Annotated in this window: 21 protein-coding genes; 14 read left to right on the top strand and 7 right to left on the bottom strand. The window is 64.0% G+C overall.

Going from position 1 to position 19451, the window contains the following annotated elements; translation table 11 throughout:
* Nucleotides 1-36 precede the first annotated feature (36 nt).
* Entirely contained in the window at nucleotides 37-900 is an 864-nt protein-coding gene (locus ACH196_RS08435; RefSeq protein ID WP_396646431.1) for a helix-turn-helix domain-containing protein, read from the bottom strand.
* Nucleotides 901-1014: 114 nt separating this feature from the next.
* On the opposite strand from ACH196_RS08435, the gene ACH196_RS08430 reads away from it, so the two are divergent.
* Nucleotides 1015-1392, top strand: a complete 378-nt coding sequence (locus tag ACH196_RS08430) for a VOC family protein (RefSeq protein ID WP_396646467.1) — start codon at nucleotides 1015-1017, stop codon at nucleotides 1390-1392.
* Between the two features lie 213 nt (nucleotides 1393-1605).
* Nucleotides 1606-4023 (top strand): calcium-binding protein, encoded by a 2418-nt coding sequence (locus ACH196_RS08425; protein ID WP_396646430.1) that lies wholly within the window; start codon nucleotides 1606-1608, stop codon nucleotides 4021-4023.
* 67 nt (nucleotides 4024-4090) lie between these two features.
* Here ACH196_RS08425 and ACH196_RS08420 read toward each other — a convergent pair whose 3' ends face one another.
* Entirely contained in the window at nucleotides 4091-4435 is a 345-nt protein-coding gene (locus ACH196_RS08420) for a DUF423 domain-containing protein (RefSeq protein WP_396646429.1), read from the bottom strand.
* 132 nt (nucleotides 4436-4567) lie between these two features.
* On the opposite strand from ACH196_RS08420, the gene ACH196_RS08415 reads away from it, so the two are divergent.
* Entirely contained in the window at nucleotides 4568-4852 is a 285-nt protein-coding gene (locus tag ACH196_RS08415; RefSeq protein WP_396646428.1) for a BrnA antitoxin family protein, read from the top strand.
* A gap of 322 nt (nucleotides 4853-5174) precedes the next feature.
* Here ACH196_RS08415 and ACH196_RS08410 read toward each other — a convergent pair whose 3' ends face one another.
* Nucleotides 5175-5321 (bottom strand): DUF1127 domain-containing protein, encoded by a 147-nt coding sequence (locus ACH196_RS08410; protein WP_396646466.1) that lies wholly within the window; start codon nucleotides 5319-5321, stop codon nucleotides 5175-5177.
* A 171-nt stretch (nucleotides 5322-5492) separates the two neighbouring features.
* On the bottom strand, nucleotides 5493-6110 hold the full coding sequence (locus tag ACH196_RS08405) for a TetR/AcrR family transcriptional regulator (protein ID WP_396646427.1): 618 nt from the start codon (nucleotides 6108-6110) through the stop codon (nucleotides 5493-5495).
* A gap of 125 nt (nucleotides 6111-6235) precedes the next feature.
* On the opposite strand from ACH196_RS08405, the gene ACH196_RS08400 reads away from it, so the two are divergent.
* From ACH196_RS08400 to ACH196_RS08375, 6 genes are read left to right on the top strand one after another with little or no spacing between them, the layout of a single operon-like run.
* On the top strand, nucleotides 6236-6841 hold the full coding sequence (locus ACH196_RS08400; protein ID WP_396646426.1) for a CDP-alcohol phosphatidyltransferase family protein: 606 nt from the start codon (nucleotides 6236-6238) through the stop codon (nucleotides 6839-6841).
* 31 nt (nucleotides 6842-6872) lie between these two features.
* The gene (locus ACH196_RS08395; protein WP_396646425.1) at nucleotides 6873-8663 is read left to right on the top strand and encodes a bifunctional alpha/beta hydrolase/class I SAM-dependent methyltransferase; all 1791 of its coding nucleotides are present in this window, start codon (nucleotides 6873-6875) and stop codon (nucleotides 8661-8663) included.
* Nucleotides 8664-8671: 8 nt separating this feature from the next.
* On the top strand, nucleotides 8672-9994 hold the full coding sequence (locus ACH196_RS08390; protein WP_396646424.1) for a phosphatase PAP2/dual specificity phosphatase family protein: 1323 nt from the start codon (nucleotides 8672-8674) through the stop codon (nucleotides 9992-9994).
* A 4-nt stretch (nucleotides 9995-9998) separates the two neighbouring features.
* Nucleotides 9999-10433 (top strand): hypothetical protein, encoded by a 435-nt coding sequence (locus tag ACH196_RS08385; RefSeq protein ID WP_396646423.1) that lies wholly within the window; start codon nucleotides 9999-10001, stop codon nucleotides 10431-10433.
* 46 nt (nucleotides 10434-10479) lie between these two features.
* Nucleotides 10480-11112, top strand: a complete 633-nt coding sequence (locus tag ACH196_RS08380) for a lysophospholipid acyltransferase family protein (RefSeq protein WP_396646422.1) — start codon at nucleotides 10480-10482, stop codon at nucleotides 11110-11112.
* Nucleotides 11112-12044: a phosphatidate cytidylyltransferase gene (locus tag ACH196_RS08375; RefSeq protein WP_396646465.1), complete on the top strand. Its 933-nt coding sequence runs from the start codon at nucleotides 11112-11114 to the stop codon at nucleotides 12042-12044. Before ACH196_RS08380 ends, ACH196_RS08375 begins: the two co-directional genes overlap by 1 nt.
* 94 nt (nucleotides 12045-12138) lie before the next feature.
* Here the strand turns inward: ACH196_RS08375 and ACH196_RS08370 are convergent, their stop codons facing one another.
* On the bottom strand, nucleotides 12139-12603 hold the full coding sequence (locus ACH196_RS08370; protein WP_396646421.1) for a L,D-transpeptidase: 465 nt from the start codon (nucleotides 12601-12603) through the stop codon (nucleotides 12139-12141).
* Between the two features lie 353 nt (nucleotides 12604-12956).
* Here ACH196_RS08370 and ACH196_RS08365 point away from each other — a divergent pair, with 353 nt between their 5' ends.
* Together ACH196_RS08365 and ACH196_RS08360 are read left to right on the top strand one after the other, a co-directional pair.
* A complete protein-coding gene (locus ACH196_RS08365) occupies nucleotides 12957-13268 on the top strand; it encodes a hypothetical protein (protein ID WP_396646420.1) in 312 nt (103 codons plus the stop codon).
* Between the two features lie 36 nt (nucleotides 13269-13304).
* Nucleotides 13305-13469, top strand: a complete 165-nt coding sequence (locus tag ACH196_RS08360; protein WP_396646419.1) for a hypothetical protein — start codon at nucleotides 13305-13307, stop codon at nucleotides 13467-13469.
* Between the two features lie 17 nt (nucleotides 13470-13486).
* Here ACH196_RS08360 and ACH196_RS08355 read toward each other — a convergent pair whose 3' ends face one another.
* Entirely contained in the window at nucleotides 13487-14173 is a 687-nt protein-coding gene (locus tag ACH196_RS08355; RefSeq protein WP_396646418.1) for a winged helix-turn-helix domain-containing protein, read from the bottom strand.
* 45 nt (nucleotides 14174-14218) lie between these two features.
* Between ACH196_RS08355 and ACH196_RS08350 the strand changes: the two genes are divergently transcribed.
* On the top strand, nucleotides 14219-14998 hold the full coding sequence (locus ACH196_RS08350) for a response regulator (RefSeq protein ID WP_396646464.1): 780 nt from the start codon (nucleotides 14219-14221) through the stop codon (nucleotides 14996-14998).
* A gap of 42 nt (nucleotides 14999-15040) precedes the next feature.
* Nucleotides 15041-17128: a PAS domain S-box protein gene (locus tag ACH196_RS08345; protein ID WP_396646417.1), complete on the top strand. Its 2088-nt coding sequence runs from the start codon at nucleotides 15041-15043 to the stop codon at nucleotides 17126-17128.
* An 86-nt stretch (nucleotides 17129-17214) separates the two neighbouring features.
* On the opposite strand, the gene ACH196_RS08340 is transcribed toward ACH196_RS08345, so the two are convergent.
* Nucleotides 17215-17625: a hypothetical protein gene (locus tag ACH196_RS08340; protein WP_396646416.1), complete on the bottom strand. Its 411-nt coding sequence runs from the start codon at nucleotides 17623-17625 to the stop codon at nucleotides 17215-17217.
* Between the two features lie 446 nt (nucleotides 17626-18071).
* On the opposite strand from ACH196_RS08340, the gene ACH196_RS08335 reads away from it, so the two are divergent.
* Entirely contained in the window at nucleotides 18072-19271 is a 1200-nt protein-coding gene (locus ACH196_RS08335; RefSeq protein WP_396646415.1) for an aromatic ring-hydroxylating dioxygenase subunit alpha, read from the top strand.
* Nucleotides 19272-19451: the final 180 nt, after the last annotated feature.

Raw genomic sequence — 19451 nt, 5'->3', positions numbered from 1 at the left:
AAGAGTTTGAGCCTCTTTTTGTAGGCCCGAACGCCCCTACCCCGCCCGGCGGAACGCCATAGGGGTCATGCCGAACCGCGCGCGAAACGTGCTGTTGAAGGTCGACAGGTCGCCGAACCCGGTCTCGAAGGCGATCGCCGACACGGCGTCCGGCGAGGTCAGCAGCCTGAGCGCGGCCCGGCGCAGCCGGATGCCGAGCAGGTATTGATAGGGCGTCGCGCCGACGGTGCGCCGGAAGGTTCGCAGGAAATGGAACTTGCTCATCGCGGCGATGCTTGCCAACTGGTCGAGATCGAGGGCCTGGTCCGAATGGTCCTCGATGTAGCGCAACGCGCGGCTGAGGCGGCGGGAATCGTGCGATGAGACGCGCGACGAGACGGCGGCCGCGCCGGACAGCGCGCGCACCGTGGCCGCCACGAAGCCGACCAGGTCTTCTTCGGTCTTCAGGGGCTCGCGGTTCTTGCTGCCGGCTTCCAGCATGACCGTATGTGCCAGCATCTCGCGCCCTGACGGCAGCATCGCCGCCGGAAAGCGAAATTTCGATGAGCCGGCGGCCGTCGCCGCGATCTCCGCAAAATAATCCGGCGCGAATTTTACGGCGATGCAACGGTCGCCGACGCCGTGGTCGTGGCCGCATTCGTAGCAGGCGCCGTGATTGCCGAGCAGCAGCGCGCCGGGATGCAGCAGCGCCTTGCCCTGGTCCGACGCATAGTTGAACGAGCCGGCGACGACCGCGGCGATCGACACGGATTCATGCCGCTCCTCGAACGGCCGGTCATCCGGCCCCGCCTCGCAGACATAGTCGTGAACGGACCAGCCCCGCCCGCCGGCAAGCTGCCGCGTCACCGGAACGCCGGCGTGCGCTGTCTGCGTATCGCGTTCGCCAAACACGGTTTCCATCGCGCATTTATAGCAATTTTCCCCAAGTGCCGGAAAGCGCGGCGATGCAGATTGCCGCCACCTCATGACGGTTCCGTTTGCGGGCCGTTCAATTCATTGGAGAAAACAATGACGATGATCGACCATGTTTCCATCGGCGTTCGCGACGTCGCGCGTGCCAAGAAATTCTACGACGCGGTGCTGGCGCCGCTAGGCTATTCCTGCCTCAGCGACGGCCCAACCTCGCTGGGCTACGGCAAGGACGCCGTCGCCCTCTGGATCGGCCAGAGCAGCCGCCCGGTACCCGAAGATACCGCCTCCGGCCTGCATTTCTGTTTTTCCGCGCCTACCCGCAAATCCGTCGCCGCGTTCCACGAGGCGGCGATGAATGCGGGCGGCCGCGACAACGGCCCGGCCGGCCTGCGCGCCGACTACGGCGACAATTATTACGCCGCTTTCGCCGTCGACCCCGACGGCTACCGCCTCGAGGCCTATTGCGCGGCGGCGGAGTAGCCGTCGCGACATCCGGCCACGCGCCACCGTCTGGCGACGGACGAAGGGCGGCGGCCACGCTTGCCGGCCGGACGAACGCCTTTGCGCGGCTTCGTCCACGCGGCCGGACGAAGCCATCGGCTTCGCCACGATTCTGACGGGCTAGTGACATGACAATCGGACCAGGCGTCGTCTCGCCAGGTCCGCAACCCTCAGCGCATGGCGGAGCCTATCATGACGACAACGACACCCACTTTCTGGGGCAATGAAATCATTGTCTCCAGCCGAACCGAAGATTTCCAGGCGCAGGTCGTCGGCCTTGCCGACAACACTTTCGCCATCGTCTGGTCGGACAGCCTGGACATAGGCGGACGGCACTATAACGAGATCGGCGCTGCTGCGAGCGGCGACTTCATGGCCTCCGTGTCCGGCGGCATCCCGCAGAACATCCACTCGCCGCGCATCGTCCAGCAGGCAAGCGGCCAGGTGGTCGTCGATTTCGACTTCGCCTTCCAATCCGGCGACGTCGACATATTGCGGCACGAGGTGGGCGCCAATTTCATGCCACGCTCCAAGGTCGACGGGCTGGAGATCGAATTCGGCACCGACGAGTTGCTGCTGGACACCGCCGCTACCGCGTCCGGTGGCACCGCCTCCGTCTTTGCTTATGGAGACGAGAACCATCTGGCGATGCGCTTCTATGACGAGGACGGCGGGCGCACGACCGCCGACCCCATCATGATCGGCAGCCCGAATGACGGCATCCAGCGGCTGGGCGCGGTTGCCGGCTTGAGCACCGGCAACGCCGCCGTCGCCTACGAGAATTTCGACCCCGGCAGCGGCGTCCGCACTGTCAACCTGGCCTTCGTCCGGCCGGACGGTTCGGTGCCCGCCACCTTCGTCGTCGGCGATACCGGCAACGCCGCCCGCCCCGACATCGCAAGAATACCGGACACGCCGTTCGTCCCGAAACAGTTCGTGGTGGTCTTCCAGGATGTCGCCAAGGGCATCTATTTCCGTATGTACAACGAGTTCGGCGTGGCCCGCCACGACCAGCCGCAGTTGATCGCCAATTCCGCCAACAGCATCTCCGCGAAAGTCACCGGCCTCAACGACGGCGGCTTCATCGTCGCCTGGATCAACCTGTCGGGCATGGAGGGCGACGGCACCATCGAGCAGGAGATTTTCCTGCAGCGTTTCAGCTATTCGGGAACACCGATCGGCGGCAGGGTCGAGATCGACAAGCCGGGCGACCAGATCCTCACCGGCATCGCTACGCTCGACGACGGCCGCGTCATTCTCACCTACCAGAGCGAGACCGGCGACTCGACCGGCGAGGCCACACTAAATTACCAGATCTTCGATCCGCGCGACTCCGTGCTCGGCGGCGGCGAAGGCAACGACAACATCGTCGGTCGCGAGGAGCGCTCGTTCCTGTACGGCGAGGAAGGCAACGATACGCTTACCGGCCGCGCCGGCAATGACGAACTCGACGGCGGCGAAGGCGTCGACACAATGCGCGGCGGCGGCGGCAGCGACCTTTACAAGGTCGACGACGCCCGCGACGTCGTTGTCGAGGCACGCGGCGCGGGCGGCGACACCGTTTTGGCGTCAGTCAGTTTTGCGCTGGCGGCGGGAGTTGAGGTCGAGGTTCTCGCCCCTGTGGATTCCGCCGGCAATGCGCCGATCAACCTCACCGGCAACGAATTTTCGCAGACCATCCAGGGCAACGCCGGCGAAAACACGCTGAAGGGCGGCGGGCCGGGTGGCCAGGCCGACGAACTCATCGGCCTCGGTGGCAACGACCACTACATCGTCTACAATGCCGGCGACCTGATCTTCGAGACCGCCACCGAAGGCGAGGCCGACCGCGTGCTGGCCGGCGTCAGCTATACGCTGGGGTCAGGCGTCCACATCGAGATGCTGACGACCACCTCGGGTTCCGGCACCGACGCGATAAACCTCACCGGCAACGCGCTGAAGCAGGAGATCATAGGTAACGCCGGCGAAAACATCCTGCATGACGGCGGCAAGGGCGCCGCCGACATCATGCAGGGGCTCTCCGGCAACGATACCTATCGTGTCTTCAACAGCGAGGACGTCATAGTCGAGACCGCCACGCAAGGCGCGGCCGACCGGGTGATCGCCGCGGTCGACTATGCGCTCGGCAAAGGCGTGCATGTCGAGATATTGACCACCAACGGCTCGGCCGGCACCACGGCGATCGACCTCACCGGCAATGAGTTCGCACAGGAGATCGTCGGCAATGCCGGCATGAACTTCATCGACGGAAAGGGCGGCAGCGACACTTTGCGTGGCGGCAGCGGCAAGGACTTCTTCGTCTTCTCCACCGCGCTCGGCACCGCCAACGTCGACACAATCGTCGACTACAGCGTCGCCGCCGATACCATCCAGCTCGTCGACGCCGTCTTTTCGGCCCTCCCCGCAGGCCCGCTCGCAGCAGCCGCCTTCCGCGCCAACACCACCGGCCTCGCCACCGACGCCAGCGACCGCATCATCTACGAGACCGACACCGGAAAACTCTTCTACGATCCGGATGGAACCGGGGCGGCAACACGCATCCACTTCGCCACCCTCAGCGGCGGCCTGGCGCTGACCCATCAGGATTTTCAAGTCGTCGAGGCGATTTGATGGCGGACGGGTGGCGCTTCGGGATGATAGGTCGCACTGCACCCATCACCAGCCCTTCGCTGTCGTGCTACCGCCTATCAAAAACCGCCGAAGCCGCGAGCACCAGCCAGCCGCCGATCAGCAGCATGCCGCCGACCGGCGCGGCATAAGGAAAAAGCCTGTCGCCCAGAAAATCGCGCGACAGCAGGTCGCCGCAGAACAGCGCCAGCCCGGCCGCCAGCACGAATCCGGAAAACCTTGCGGTTCGGCCGGCGAGCAGTGCCGCGCCGAGCAATGCAGGGGCATGGACCAACAGGAAGGTCGCGGCGGTCTGCAGATTCTGCCCGCCGGCATGGGCGGCAGCCGCCGACAGCGCCACGCCGGCGGCGCCTGCCAGCCCGGCGATGAAGATGAGGATGCGGTCGGCGTTCATGGCTTGGCCCTTGTTGCGTTAACAGGCGGTCGCGCGAAAGGCCCGCCTCGTCAAGCGACCGCCGCCGCGTTATCACTTACCGAGACGAAATCACGCGCCGGCTGCTCCGGTGTCGGTAAACAGAGGAAAGAAATGGCAACACCCACCAGACGGCCCGGCGACCCCTTCCAGGCGGCCGAGGCCATGTTCAAGCGCACGGCCAAACGGGCGGCCGAGGTGTCGCGCGCGCCGGTCAGCGCGGCTGCCCGCGAGACCGTGTCGCTGAAGATCGACCGCGACGTGCTCGACCATTTTCAGGCCGACGGCCCCGGCTGGCAGGAGCGCATCAATGCTGCACTGCGCAATGCCGCCGGCCTCGGCGGAGCGAACGATGTCGGCAAGCGCCCCGAAGAACTCGACGCCTCCAACGACGACTGACGCTTCGCGCCAAGCAGCGGCCCGGTCATGCCGGCGGACGCGAAAATGGCGCGAATGTCCGGCTTGCGCGGCTCTCTCGTCGGGCGAAAACCGCCTTTTTCGAGCAGCATGTCGCTCAAGCGACTGGTTTTACGGGATATGTCCGGCTGGCCGCAAAGCCGTCGCACCCATTCCGGAACGTGGGCGCCTGCGCTATCGCTCTGTTTCGGCAAGAAAAAAGCCCGTCGGCGAGGCCAACGGGCTCTTGAAGTTGACCGGCATTCGGGGAGGGGGAGGAATGCCGGTCCAGTCGCCGCGGAGGGAGGGAGCCGCGGCGAAAAACTTAGTACTGGCGGCCCTTTGCGGCCACGACAGCGATGTCGGCGCGGGTGATGCCGAGATCGGTGAGCTCACGGTTAGAAAGCCGGCTCAACTCGTTGACGGTATCGCGATAACGGCGCCAATTGCGGTAGTTGCGGATCAGGTTCATGGTCTTCACTCTACTTTTCTTTGCTCTTGCACGTACGATCTTCTGTGTACGACGCTCAGATAGGAGTTCTCCCTTCATATTTGAATTGACGGGATTGCATGGTTGCAATGCACAAATGCAAGGCTGAATGCCGCCTCAAAAAGCAGCCAAACCCGGAGGATTGCCGGTTTTTTAACCTTTTTGCGCCGCAACACCGTCGCAGAAGGCCTCGACGATAAAGGTGATCTGCGCCGCCACCTCGTCCGGGGATTCGGCCAGGAAGCGCCTTTGCAGGCCGAGACTGACGATGCCGTGCACCGCCGCGAACAACGCCCGCGCTACCAGCACCAGCCGCTCCTCGCCCGCATCGGGCAACAGAGCTTTCAGCGGCCGCACGATATGGCCAATCAGCCTTGCATTCTCCGTCTCCCGCCGCTCGGCGAACTCCGTGCCCATGCGCGCCGCATGCTCGAAGATCGCCGACCATAGCAATGGGTTGTCGACCACGAAGGAAAGGTAGGTGCGTCCCAGCAGCACGAGCTGGCGCTTCGGCGTGCCCGCCCCGGCATTGCGCCCAAAAGCCTCGGCGACCGCCCGATCGAGCCGCGCGCCCGTGCGCGAATTGACGTCCGCCACCAGCGCGTCCATGTCCTTGAATATATTGTAGATAGCCCCGACCGCACAGCCGGCTTCCGCCGCGAGTTCGCGTGCCGTCAGCGCCCGGTAACCGCTCTCCGCGATCCTGCGCTCCGCGATTTCCAGCAGGGACTCGCGCAGTTTTTCGCGCCTGATTTGGGTCTTTGCAGCCAATTCGGGCTCTCCTCGAACTTTTTGTGAACATCGTTCAATATTTGACTTGAACAGCGTTCAAATTCATGCGACAAATAGCGTGAACAGCATTCAAGTCAAGCTGCAAGCGAGGGGGAAGACAGGAAATGCCGACGCTCTACGACCTGAAGCCGGCTTTCCAGGGTATGCTGCGCCCGCTTGCCAACCGCCTTGCCGCGGCCGGCGCCACCGCCAACCAGGTCACGATTGGCGCAGCCGTCATGTCGGTTGCAGCGGCATTGCTGATCGCCGCGTTTCCCGGCAATCCGGCGCTCTGGCTGCTCATCCCCGTCGTGCTGTTCCTGCGCATGGCGCTAAACGCCATCGACGGCATGCTGGCGCGCGAACACGGCCAGGCCTCGACCTTCGGCATGTATCTGAACGAACTTTGCGACGTCGTGTCCGATCTCGCTTTGATCCTCGCCTTTGCCGCGGTTCCGCTGTTCCCGGCTTGGGGTGTCGTCGCCTTTGCCATCACGGCGGTCATCGCCGAGTTCGCAGGCGTTCTCGGCATTCCAGCCGGCATTGGCCGTAACTATGCGGGTCCTTTCGGCAAGAGCGACCGCGCCTTCGCGCTCGGTCTCATTGCCGTGCTGGTCGCAGCAAATCTCCGGATCGAAGCCATAGCGCCATACATTTTCCCAGCGCTCGCGCTGCTGTCGCTTCTGACCATCGTCAACCGTGTCCGCGCAGGCTTGCGGCCCGCCGCCTGAACCATCGGCCTCTGGGCCCACGAGGACCATCATGCTCCAGGAAAAATCTCCCTCCCCCGACACAGCCGTCCCGCGCGCGGCCCCGACCGTCGAACGCAATTTCACCACCCATGACGGCACCGAATTGTTCTACCGCTACTGGCCGGCAGCTTCGCCGGAGCCGAAAGGCGCAATCATACTCTTCCATCGCGGCCACGAGCATGGCGGCCGCATGGCGCATCTGGTCGACGAACTCAACCTGCCCGACCACGCCTTCTACGCCTGGGACGCGCGCGGCCACGGCCGCTCGCCGGGCGAGCGCGGCTATTCGCCGTCCTTCGCCGCCTCTGTGCGCGACATCGACAGTTTTATGAAGGAAATCAACGAGAAGGATGGCTTCGCGACAAGCGACATAGCGGTTGTCGCACAATCCGTAGGCGCCGTGCTCGCCGCGACCTGGGTGCATGATTATGCCCCAAAGATCCGCGCACTGGTGCTGGCCTCGCCGGCCTTCTCGGTAAAACTCTATGTGCCGTTTGCCCGCCAGGGCATCGCGGCATGGCAGCGATGGAAGGGTCGCTTCTTCGTCAATTCCTACGTCAAGGCGCGCTTCCTGACGCACGATCCGGATCGCATAAGATCGTTTGAGGCGGACCCGCTGATTACCCGCCCGATCGCTTCCAACATCCTGCTCGACCTCTACGACCACGCCGAGCGCATAGTGGCCGACGCCCGCGCCATCACCGTGCCGACGCAAGTGCTGATCTCCGGCAGCGACTGGGTCGTCCGTCACGGCCCGCAGCATGAATTCTTCATCAACCTCGCCAACCCGGCCAAAGAACGGCACGTGCTGCCCGGCTTCTTCCACGACACGCTCGGCGAACGAGACCGGGCGAAGGCGGTGGCGCTTGCCCGCGACTTCATCATCCGCCAGTTCGAGACGCCGGAGCCAAGACTGGACCTGACGCAGGCCGATCGCGCCGGTTTTACGCGAGACGAGGCCGACCGGCTCGCCACGCCGCTGGATTTGCTATCGCCAAAAGGCCTGTATTGGGCGCTGAGCCGCGCCTTCATCCGAATGGGCGGCTGGTTTTCCAGCGGCATCTCGACCGGCGTGAAGACCGGCTTCGATTCCGGCTCGACCCTCGACTATGTCTATGAGAACGAGGCTCGCGGCCTCGGTCCCGTCGGCCGCATGGTCGACCGCACCTTCCTTGACGCCATCGGCTGGCGCGGCATCCGGCAGCGAAAAATCCATCTGGAAGAACTGATCGGCAAGGCGGCACGCGACCTGCGCATCGCCGGCCGCCCGCTCCACATTCTCGACATCGCCGCCGGCCACGGCCGTTACGTGCTCGACGCCATCGCCAATATCGAGGAGCCGCCCGCCTCCGTGCGCCTGCAGGACTATTCGGACATCAACGTCGAAAAAGGCCGGACGTTGATCGCCGAGCGCGAACTGCCCGACGGCGTCACCTTCCGAAAGGCCGACGCCTTCGACGGCGAGGCGCTGGCGGCGGCCGAGCCTGCACCGGATCTCGCCATCGTCTCCGGCCTGTACGAGCTCTTTCCGGACAACGCCCCCATCCGCTGCTCACTCGGCGGACTGGCGCAAGCCATGCAACCCGGCGCGCTGCTCATCTACACATGCCAGCCCTGGCACCCGCAGCTCGAAATGATCGCCCGCAGCCTCACGTCGCATCGCGGCGGTGAGGCGTGGGTGATGCGCCGCCGCACCCAGGCCGAGATGGACCAGTTGGTCGAGGCCGCAGGCTTCGAAAAGGTTGACCAGCGCATCGACGAATGGGGAATTTTCACCGTGTCCGTCGCGCGGCGGGTTTAAGGCTGGCGATGACCTCCCTCGCCGCTTCCCCGCCAACCGACACGTTCGGCCAAATCTTCCGCCGCGCGCTGCTCTGGCTGCTGTTGCTCGCCCCCTTCTTCTACCTCACCTACGGTTACGCCAACTGGTTGGCGGCGCAACGCGAAGAGGTAGGCAGCATCGTCTTTTCCTGGGAGCACACCGTCCCGTTCGTCGCTTGGACCATCCTTCCCTACTGGTCGATCAACCTGTTCTACGGGCTCTCGCTGCTGATCAACACGACGCGAAGCGGCGTCAACCGCCTCGCCGGCCGCTATCTCACAGCGCAGGTTGTCGCGGTCGCTTGCTTCATCGCCTTCCCGTTGACGGCCACCTTCACCCGTCCGGTCACGGACGGCCTGCCCGGTTTCCTGTTCGCCGTGCTCGGCGGCTTCGACAAGCCGTTCAACCAGGCTCCGTCGCTGCACATCGCGCTGCTGGTGATCATCTGGGACCATATACGCCACCGTCTCGACGGTTGGTGGAAAGGACTGTGGCATGCCTGGTGTTTCCTGATCGGCGCCTCGGTACTGACCACGTGGCAGCACCATTTCATCGACATCCCGACCGGCGCGCTGCTCGGCCTGTTCGCACTCTGGCTTTTTCCGCGCGAAGGCGCCCTGCCCTTCGCCGGCGCGCGCCTGACGGTCGATCGCAAGGCGCGCCGGCTTGCCGGATTCTATGGGCTTGGCGCCGCGATCCTGCTTGCGGGTGCAGTGCTCGGCGCATTCCGCTCCGCGCTCTGGCTGGCGCTGCTCTGGCCTGGGCTTGCGCTCGCCATCGTCTGCTTCGGCTACGCGACGCGGAATCAAAATGTCTTCCAGAAGGACGGCGATGGCCGGGTGACGCTGGCGAGCCGGCTTCTGCTGTGGCCTTACAGGGTCGGCGCGATGATCAATGTCTGGGCATGGACGCGCCGCCTTCCCGCTCAAGTCGAAATCGTCGACGGGGTTTTCCTCGGCCGTTATCCAAGTGCTGCCGAAGCTAATCGCCTCGCAACGGTAATCGACCTCGCCGCCGAGCTTGAAAAGCCCTCCGGCGCGGTTTGCGACTGGAAGAGTTTTCCCATGCTGGATCTGCTCTCGCCTTCGCCGGCCCAACTCGCCACGGCATCCAACGCGGTGGAGGCGGCGCGCTCCGCCGGGCCGGTGCTTGTCTGCTGCGCGCTTGGATTCCAGCGCAGCGTCGGCGTGGTGGCGCAATGGCTTGTCGCCACCGGCAGGGCACACGACTTTTCGCAAGCCGGCAATATCCTGGCCGACGCCGGCCGCCCGGCGCATCTGCGGGCTGCTGACCCTCCGGCGGCCGGCTGACCGCGTGAGCGAGAGCCCTTATTCCGACCAGGCCGACGCGCTGGCGAGATGGTCGCTGGTGCAGGCGCTGTGGCCCCCGACGCTGCTTGTGGTGAGTTGCGTCGCACATCTTCTGTTCACGCCAGCGGCTGACGGCATGCGCGGCAATGCTGCCCAGCGGGTTGCGTTGGCCAGTGGCCTGACCGTATTCGCCTTCTCCGCGATCCTGCTCTTCGACGCGCTTCTGTTTCGCCTGATGGCAAGCTATGAAGACGAGCAGAGAGGCGGCGCCGCCGTCGACGACATTCTTGCCCGGATGCGCCTGAAACCCACCCCGCCAGAGACTCGCAGCCTTGCCGCTCGCTCCGCTGGCACGCGCCGCCTTGTCTTGCGGCAGCGCATCGCGCTGGCCGTGTTCATTCTGGCGTCGGGCTTGCCGCTCCTGACCGCACCTCCCTGAGACGAACCTCGACATGGGCGGATTGCGGGACTTTTCCTTCCACTTGATGCGTTCAGCCACCTCGGTCGGGCTGTCCGGGCTGGCCTGGGCGATCACCGGGGTCCGGCCGATTTGGATGGGCAGCGAGCCGTCGGAGCGCCAGCGCATCTATTTCGCCAACCACGCCAGTCACGGCGACTTCATCCTGCTGTCCGCCTGCCTTTCCGAGCAGCAGCGACAGCGCACGCGCGCCGTTGCCGCCGCCGACTATTGGGGCAAGTCGCGCCTGCGCCGTTTCATCGCCGAGGACATGCTGTCCTCGGTCCTGATCCACCGCACCTGGACGGAGCCCGCCGACAATCCGATCAACGCGATGCTCGCGGTGCTCGACCAGGGAGATTCCCTGATCCTGTTTCCTGAAGGCACGCGCAACATGACGGACGAGCCGCTGACGCGCTTCCGCTCGGGCCTGTACAATCTCGCCGTCATGCGGCCCGAGGTCGAATTGATCCCATGCTGGATCGAGAACATGTCGCGTGTGCTGCCCAAGGGACATTTTCTGCCGGTGCCGCTGCTTTGCCGCGTCGTCTTCGGCCCGCCGGTCGCGGTCGGAAATGGCGAGGACCGCCATGATTTTCTCAAGCGCGCGCACGCCGCGCTGCTTGCGCTGCAGCTGCGTCCTCGGGGGAACCGGAAATGATGCGCGAAACCACCCTGCTGATCGTCGGGCTGAGCGCCGTGCTGGTGACGGCGAGCCTTGTCGCCGCTGTCCTCACCTGGCGCGCGCCGGACCGCAAGAAACCCGGCCTGGTCAATCTCAACCAGCGCATTTTTGCCTGGTGGATCATGGTGGCGCTGATCGCCATCGCCTTCCTCTTCGGCAAGGACGGCATGACCGTGCTGTTCGCGCTGATCTCGTTTGCCGCGCTGCGCGAGTTCGTGACGCTGACGCATACCCGCCGCAGTGACCACTGGGTGCTGCTCGCCATGTTCGCGGTCATCATCCCGGTCCAGTACTGGCTGGTGTGGACAGCCTGGTACGGCCTCTTCACCATCTTCATCCCGGTCTATTGTTTTCTCCTGATGCCGGCGGTCACGGCGTTGCAGGGCGACACGGAGCGTTTCCTGGAGCGCGTCGCAGCGCAGCAATGGGCGGTCATGCTCTCGGTCTATTGTATCAGCCACGTCCCTGCCCTGCTGACGCTGGACGTGCCCGGCTTCGAAAGCCGTAACCTATTGCTCATTGCCTTCCTGATCATCGTTGTTCAGGGCAGCGACGTACTCCAATACATCTTTGGAAAGCTCTTCGGCCGCCACAAGGTGGCGCCGTCCGTATCGCCGTCGAAAACCTGGGAGGGGCTGATCGGCGGCGTGGCGTCTGCCAGCCTGCTGGGCGCGGCCTTGTCCTTCCTGACCCCATTCAGCCCGTTTCACGCGGCAATCGTGGCGTTCCTGATCTGCCTCATGGGTTTCCTCGGCGGGCTGGTCGCGTCGGCCATCAAGCGCGACCAGGGCGTCAAGGACTGGGGCCATCTGATCGAGGGCCATGGCGGCATGCTCGATCGCGCCGACAGCCTGGTCTTCGCCGCGCCGGTGTTTTTTCATATTGTTCGGTATTTCTGGACCGTATGAACCGTTGACGCCCAGCTAGCGTTGACGCCGCTGCAGGCCGGACGTGGAAAACACCCGGTCCCGGCCTGTCAGCGGCGAGCGCCTGAGACGGCGACTACTGTGAGATGACGATGCTGGTGTTGGTCGGCCCGAAAGTCTCGACCAGGCGATAAAAATCCGCGGCATCGTTCGGGTGAAGCCGGATGCAGCCATGCGAGGCAGGCCGGCCGAGGCGCTTGATGGCATTGGTGGCGTGAACTGCGTAGCCGCCGTTGAAGAACACCGAATGCGGCATCGGCGCGTTGTCGTATTTCTTCGAATACCACATCTCATGCATCCGGTACGGCTTGAACGAACCGGTTGGCGTGACATAGCCCTTGCCGGCGGTCGAGACCTTCCAAGCAAAGGCCGGGCGCCCGTCGATCGAGACATGCATCGTCTGCGTCGAGATGGAGACTTCGGCGACGACCTTGCCGTTGGAGGCATGCGCCGTGCCCGCACCAGCATCGAGGAAAAGTGCCATGCCGGCCATAGCGGCGGCGGCGACATTGATGAGCTTGGCGGAGAGAATGGCGTCCATTTGATGTCCCCTGTTTTCGGGCCGTTGGCCGGCCGTCTTCGATAGCGGGTTATCGCTGGGTCATGTTTCGAGATAATTTCGCATCAAAGCCATTTTGTTTCGTAATTGTTTCTGATTTTGACCGTTTATGTGATTTTTGAAATTAGTTATGGACATTTTCGGTCAATTGTGGTCATTAGCCGGCATGCAGCCTGTGACGGACGCGGGGCGCGACCGCCACCTCAAACGCCTTGCAAACGACGGTTTCAGGTCCATCGAAACGCGATCGTAACAATGTGGTTTCGAAGCGGCATCGTCCGGAAACATCGCCAACCGACTATGCGGACAACGAAAGCAGGAACGAAAGTTCGAAAATGGGCGGAATAGGCACTGGCTGGCTGAAAAGGGTCGTCATCGCGACGGCGATCCTCGCGGCAATCGGCCTCTACGCCGACACGGGACGGGCGATGGCAGCCGAGAGCGGCGGCGATGCCGGCTCCGCCACCCATGCGGTCGTGCTGTTCCTGTTCGCCTGGCTGATATCAAGCATTCGTGTACGCCGAAAGGCGGGGCGTTTGCGGTTTGGCTTCGAACCTTCGCCGGTTCCGCGCGTTAGAGCAGCATCGACGGTCCGCAGCGTGAATGCGCGCAAGGCGGCAGGAAATTCGGGAGAGGCCGGCGTTTGAAGCCGGGTTGCCCAAAAGAGATTGAGGACAGGGACAATGAAGACGAACATCGCCTCGGGCGTTCTGACCGCCCTCATCTATGCCCAGGTCGTGCTCTGCTTTGCCGGCGCCGCCACGGTCCTGCTGCGCGACCGTGTCCAGCCGCAGCACGTCGCCAGCGAAACCGAAGCACCGGCGGCTGCCGCCGGGGTCCGCCTGTAAATGTCGCCGAGGCCGGACTATTCCGGCCAGCCGGCCGGCGGGTCGAAACGATATCCTGAACCGCGGATAGTGACGATCGATTCTGTGTCGAGCTTGCGGCGTAGCCGCACGATCCGCGAATCGATCGACCGGTCGAAAGCATCACTGCTTTCGGCCGGTGCCGCCGCGATTATGTCGTCGCGCGTAAGCACCTTGCGCGGATGGGCGAGGAACAGCTTGAGCAAAGCTACTTGCCCCGGCGACAACTGCTCTTCGCCGCCGGCGCGATGCATGACCAGGGCCGACCTGATGTCGACGGTGGAATTTTCCAGGCTGACCAGTTCAGGCCCGGCCTTGCCGCGACGGCTGAGCAGGCCGGCGATGCGCGCCGCGACCTCACGCAGATCCGCCGGCATGTCCACAACGTCGGCCGCGCCGAACTCGAGCGCCAGCACGGTCTCGACCAGCTCTGTCTTGGGCCGCAGCAGCATGATGGCGGGGTCGGTGTCCTTCTGCAGGCGCCGCAAAAGGCCGAGCGTCGCGGACGGCGGCAGGTTTTCGCCGACGACGATGACATCGACCTGCGGTGAGGCGAGCAGGGAACGGAGTTCCCACTCTTCCGCGGCCTGGACAACCTCGTAGCCACGCCGTTCGAGATAATCCGCGAATGTCTCCGCGAACTCCTCGCCAAGGCAGGAAAGGGCAACGACCGGTCTTTTCGCCATCAGCGCTCCGATACTTCTTTTGAAATCATAACTCGTCTGGACATGATGATCTTATCTAATCTACTTTCCGCCGGGTTTGGAGGCCAGACCCCCCTGCGCGCCAGAATTGCCATTGTCGAAGACGAACCCGACCTGCGGGATGCCGTCGCCGAGTATCTCGGCGCGAACGGCTATGACGTGACGGCGCTAGAGAGCGCCCAGGCAATGCGCGACGCGGTCGAGACCGAATTCTTCCACCTGGCCATCCTCGATATCGCCATGCCGGGCGAGGACGGCCTGTCGCTCGGCCGCTGGCTGCGCTCCAGAATGCCGATCGGCATCATCTACGCCACCGCTGCCGGCACCGCCATCGACCGCATCGTCGGCCTGGAACTCGGCGCCGACGACTATATGGTCAAGCCTTATGAACTGCGCGAGATGCTGGCGCGGGTCCGCAGCGTGCTGCGCCGCGTCCCCGCTTCCGAAGAGGCGCAGGTGCACAAGCCGGCGGGCGAGGAACATGCGCGCCGCGCCGTCTCCTTCGGCGATTTCAGCGCTGATCTCGACAGCCGCATGCTGACCGGCCCCGCCGGGCACGCCATCGACATGGCCAAGAGCGAGTTCGATGTGCTTGAGGTCTTCCTCACCCGGCCGAATCGGCTGCTTACCCGCGCCGCCCTGTCGGAGGCGATCGGCCTGACGGAGGAACCGGAGACCTCCCGCGCCGTCGACATCCGCGTCATGCGTCTGCGCAAGAAGATCGAGGCCGACCCGGCCAATCCGCGCTATCTGCGGACCGTGCGCGGCGAAGGCTACATCTTCTCGCTGCCCGACGACGCAAACTGACCGCGGCCAGCGCGAGATGAGTTCCAGGGCCGAGAGGGAACGATGACTGATGGGAACATCGGAGCGCCGGCAGCGCCCGCGACCGGCGCTGGCCTGACGATAGCGGCCGCGCGGCTGACGCGTTTGCTGAGGCAGGCGCCGGACTGGCAGCAGACGCTCCCCGAAGCCCTGGAGACCCTCGCCAGGACGCTGGAGTGCCACCGCACGATTCTTTTCCGCCTGCGCGAGATGCCCGGCAAGGGTTTCGCACAATCGATCGCCGCCTACTGGGTCGACCCGGCGATCGAGGGCATAGCCGGTCATCCCACCATGATTGCCCAGGAGACCATCGAATCCGATCCGCTGCTGGAGCGGTTGTCCTCCGAAGTGCGGCAGGGCAAGATCTTCGCCGGCCTGACGCGTGAGATCGAAGGATTCCTGCGTACTGAGTTCGAGGCGCAGCGCATCAAGTCCTTCCTTTCGGTTTCGGTGTTCGCCCACGGCCATTTGTGGGGCACGCTTGCCGTCAACGACTGCGTCCGCGAACGCGTCTGGACGGACGACGAGAAGGCCGCGGTCGAGATCGTCGCGCTTGCCATCGGCGACGCCATCGAGCGCTCTTTCTCGGAAGCGCATGTCAGCGAGATCATCCGCCGCACCATGATCCAGGCCTCGCTCGACGCCATCATCGTCATCGATGAGACAGGCGGCGTGGTCGAGTTCAACCCGGCCGCCGAACGAATGTTCGGCTACACGCGTCCCGAGGTGCTGGGCCGCGATCTGCTCGACCTCGTCGTTCCCACCCACTATCGCGAAGGCTACGCCAACGCCTCGGAATACATGGCCGGCCGCGGGGCGCCGATGATCGGCCAGCGCATGGAGACCGTGACGCAGAACTCCTCCGGCGAGGTTTTTCCGATCGAACTGACGGCGACCGAGATCAAGGTCGCGGACCGCCGCCTGGTCTTCGGTTCGATCCGCGACCTACGCGACAAGCACCGCGCCGAAGAGGAGATCAACCGCCAGCGCGACCGGCTGCATCAGAACGAGAAGATGGCGGCGATGGGCTCGCTGCTTGCCGGCGTCTCGCACGAATTGAACAACCCGCTGGCGGTCGTGGTGGCGCAGTCGACACTGCTGCACGAATTCGCGCCGGACCCGCAGACCAAAATGCGCGCCGAGAAGGTGCGCGCCGCCGCCGAGCGCTGCGGCCGTATCGTCAAGAGCTTCCTCGGCATGGTGCGACTGCATCCGCCGAGCCAGGGCGAGATGGACCTGAACAACGCCGTCCGCGCCGCCTTGGAAGTGACCGCCTACGGTGCGCGTTCGAGCGGCATCATGATCGAGACCGATCTCGTCCGCGGCGTGCTGTCGATCATGGCCGATCCCGACCACATAACCCAGGTCGTCGCCAATCTGCTGGTCAACAGCCAGCACGCGCTGGCCGCCAACAATGGCGACAAGCGTATCAAGGTCCGGACCTTCCGCCGCGACAATGGCAAATGCGGCTTCCTCGTCGAGGACAATGGCCCCGGCGTCCCCATGAACATCCGCCATCGTATCTTCGAATCCTATTTCACCACCAAGCCGGTCGGTGTCGGCACCGGCATCGGCCTCTCGATCTCGAAGTCGATCATAGAGCGCCACAAGGGCCGGATATCCTATGAGTCAGCCTTCCCGAGTGGCGCGCGGTTCGTCGTGGAACTGCCGGCGACAAAGGGCGGTGCGGACAGTTTCGCGGTCGGCCCTGCCCCGGCCACCGGCATCAGCGACGCGCTGATCATCGACGACGAACCCGATGTCGCCGCCTCGTTGTCTGACCTGCTGCTGCTGATGGGCATCAAGTCGCGGACGGTGCTGGCCTGGACCACCAGCGAAGAGGTGCTTGCCGGCGAGGATGTCGACATCGTCTTCAGCGACTTGCGGATGCCTAGCGCCAACGGTATCGCGATCTTCCGCGAACTCGTCCAGAAGCGGCCGGACCTGGCCGATCGTTTCGTGCTGGTCACCGGCGACATGATCGGCGCCCGCGCCGAGGTCGACGCGTTGCCCGTCGAACACCGGCCGCAGATCCTCGAAAAACCCTTCAGTACGCTGGATGTGCGTGGCATCCTTGCTGTGGTCAACGAGCAGGTTTCACTCAAGAGATAAAAAGGCCTCGGACGTGAAAAGGCCCCTGCCGGCAGGGAAAACGGCAAGGGCCTTCGCGGTACGCCTGAGACGGCGCTGGGAGGAACTCAGAAAACGGTCGAGGTATCGGCGAGCGATCCGGCCAGCGCCAGCCTGCGGACCCGGATGGTCTCGCTCTTGCCGGAATCCCTGGCGATCCGCACGAGGCAATCGTAGCTCTCGGAACCCCAGGCCTGGCCACGGCAGGCGCTGTCGCTCTCGCGCAGCGGCAGACGAGAGGTCTTTGTGGTCGTCCTCACCTCATCGCCGATCTTCGCCGGCTGGTTGAAGGACGCGAAGGCCGGGCCCGAGGACGGGGTAAAGGCCATGGAAATAAGCGCGGCTCCAGCGACAACGGCAAACATCGCCATCGGATGATCGGCGGAGCGGCGGCGCAGCGCCAGGCGCGGCCATATGCGGTTGCGCTCGCGCGGCGTGAAAGCGCGGTTGAATTCGGTGGTGGTGATCGAGGCGGTCATCGTCGTCGGCCTGTCGATTCTTGTTCGTCTGTTTCCCTGATGAAGGAGAGATTAACGCCACTATGTTTCTGACCGACGCTGCCCGTATTTGACTGTGTAACATAATTGAAACACCAGAACCGGTCATCGGATACAGAAGCTGCCGCCCGTCCGCATAGACCGGAAACAGCAAAACTGGTCAGAGGATCCGCAGGCAGGAATCTGCCGAAACCCACAGCGGCCCGACGCTCGAAAACACGTCCTCCTGCATTGCAAGGAGGTTCGCCATATCGGCCGGCTAAGTCGTGGAGAACATGGGATTTTCATCCCTGGCTGTGTTCCGCGAAAACGGCAACGACTGTTCGTTCACAACGGTCCGAGACATCGCCGATTTCCATAAGGCATTGCTTCTGATAACAAAATGTGCTTATATTGAATGATCATTCAATAAAAATCAGAGCATATTCATGAATCTCCACAGCCGTGACGTGACCGTTCCCAATGACTGGGACCGGCGCGGCCTGCCGGGCTGGAGCTATCACAGCCAGGCTCTTCTCGAACTCGAGAAGGAATATATTTTCCGCAATCACTGGCAGATCGTCGGCCATGTCTCCGACATGCCCAATGCCGGCGACTACCTTGCCATCGACATCGTGGGCGAGCGCGCGCTGGTCGTGCGCGGCAAGGACGGCGTGGTGCGCGGCTTCCACAATCTCTGCCGCCACCGCGGCTCGCGTGTCGTTGCCGACAACAAGGGCAACTGCAAGAATGCGCTGGTCTGCCCGTTCCACGGCTGGGTCTACAACCTCGACGGCACGCTGCGCGGCGCGGCGCGCCCGCGCTCCTTCCCGGATCTCGACAAGAGTGAATTCGGCCTGACGCCGCTGGAACTCGAAATCTGGATGGGCTTCATCTTCGTGCGCTTCCGCAAGGGGCCGCAGCCACCGGTCGCCGAACTCATGCAGCCGATCGAGGGCGAGATTTCGCATTACCGCATCGGCGAAATGCTGCCGGCCTACGGCGTCTGGTCGCAGAAGACGCCGGTGAACTGGAAATCGGTGCGCGACGTCGACAATGAAGGCTACCACGTTGCCATGGCGCATCCGGCGCTGCAGGACCTCTACGGCTCGACCTATTTCGATGAGCCCTTCAAGAACGGCGTCTCACGCTCCTTCGCGACCTACAATCCCCATGCGGGCCGCCGCTGGAGCGTCAGGAACTATGTGCGGATCTCGCCCGAGGCGACGCACCTGCCCGAGCACCTGCGCAAAGCCTGGATCTATTACGGCATCTTCCCGAACATGGTGATCGCGCTGACGCCGGAGACCGCCCAGTTCTACCAGGAGTTCCCGCTGTCGACCGGCGAGACGCTGCTGCGCGGCGCGATCTACCGCTATGCCGACGAAAGCCGGCGGCAGGCGGCTGCGCGCTACCTGGCGCTGCGCATCGACCGCGAGACGACGGCGGAGGATGTGCAGCTAAGCGTCTGGTCGAACGAATCGATGTTGTCGGATGCCTTCGAAGGTTTTTACCTGTCAGACCTCGAATATGGCGTGCGCACCCACCACGACCATCTGCGCCGCATGCTTCCGGTTCTCCAGTTGGAAAGCGCGCCGGAAGAAAAGGACATGTGGGGGATCAACGAGGCGCTTCAGTCCCGGTCTTGAAGCGCTGACGGCGATTTCCTTCCAACACCTGGGCGGTCTCTCCGCCCTGTTTCGCCCGTCTATGCCCGCTCCATGACCCACATGCCCCGAGATGACATGAATTGCCATCTGCAAAGCAACACGCGGGCAGATAGACTGCGGATGTGGTCAGGATTTTGATGGCCGCAACGGATCAGTGAC

The sequence above is a fragment of the Mesorhizobium sp. IMUNJ 23232 genome, from assembly GCF_044326205.1.
Taxonomy (GTDB): domain Bacteria; phylum Pseudomonadota; class Alphaproteobacteria; order Rhizobiales; family Rhizobiaceae; genus Kumtagia.
Note: the sequence above shows the minus strand (reverse complement) of the source record. Positions and strands in the feature narration are given on the sequence as shown.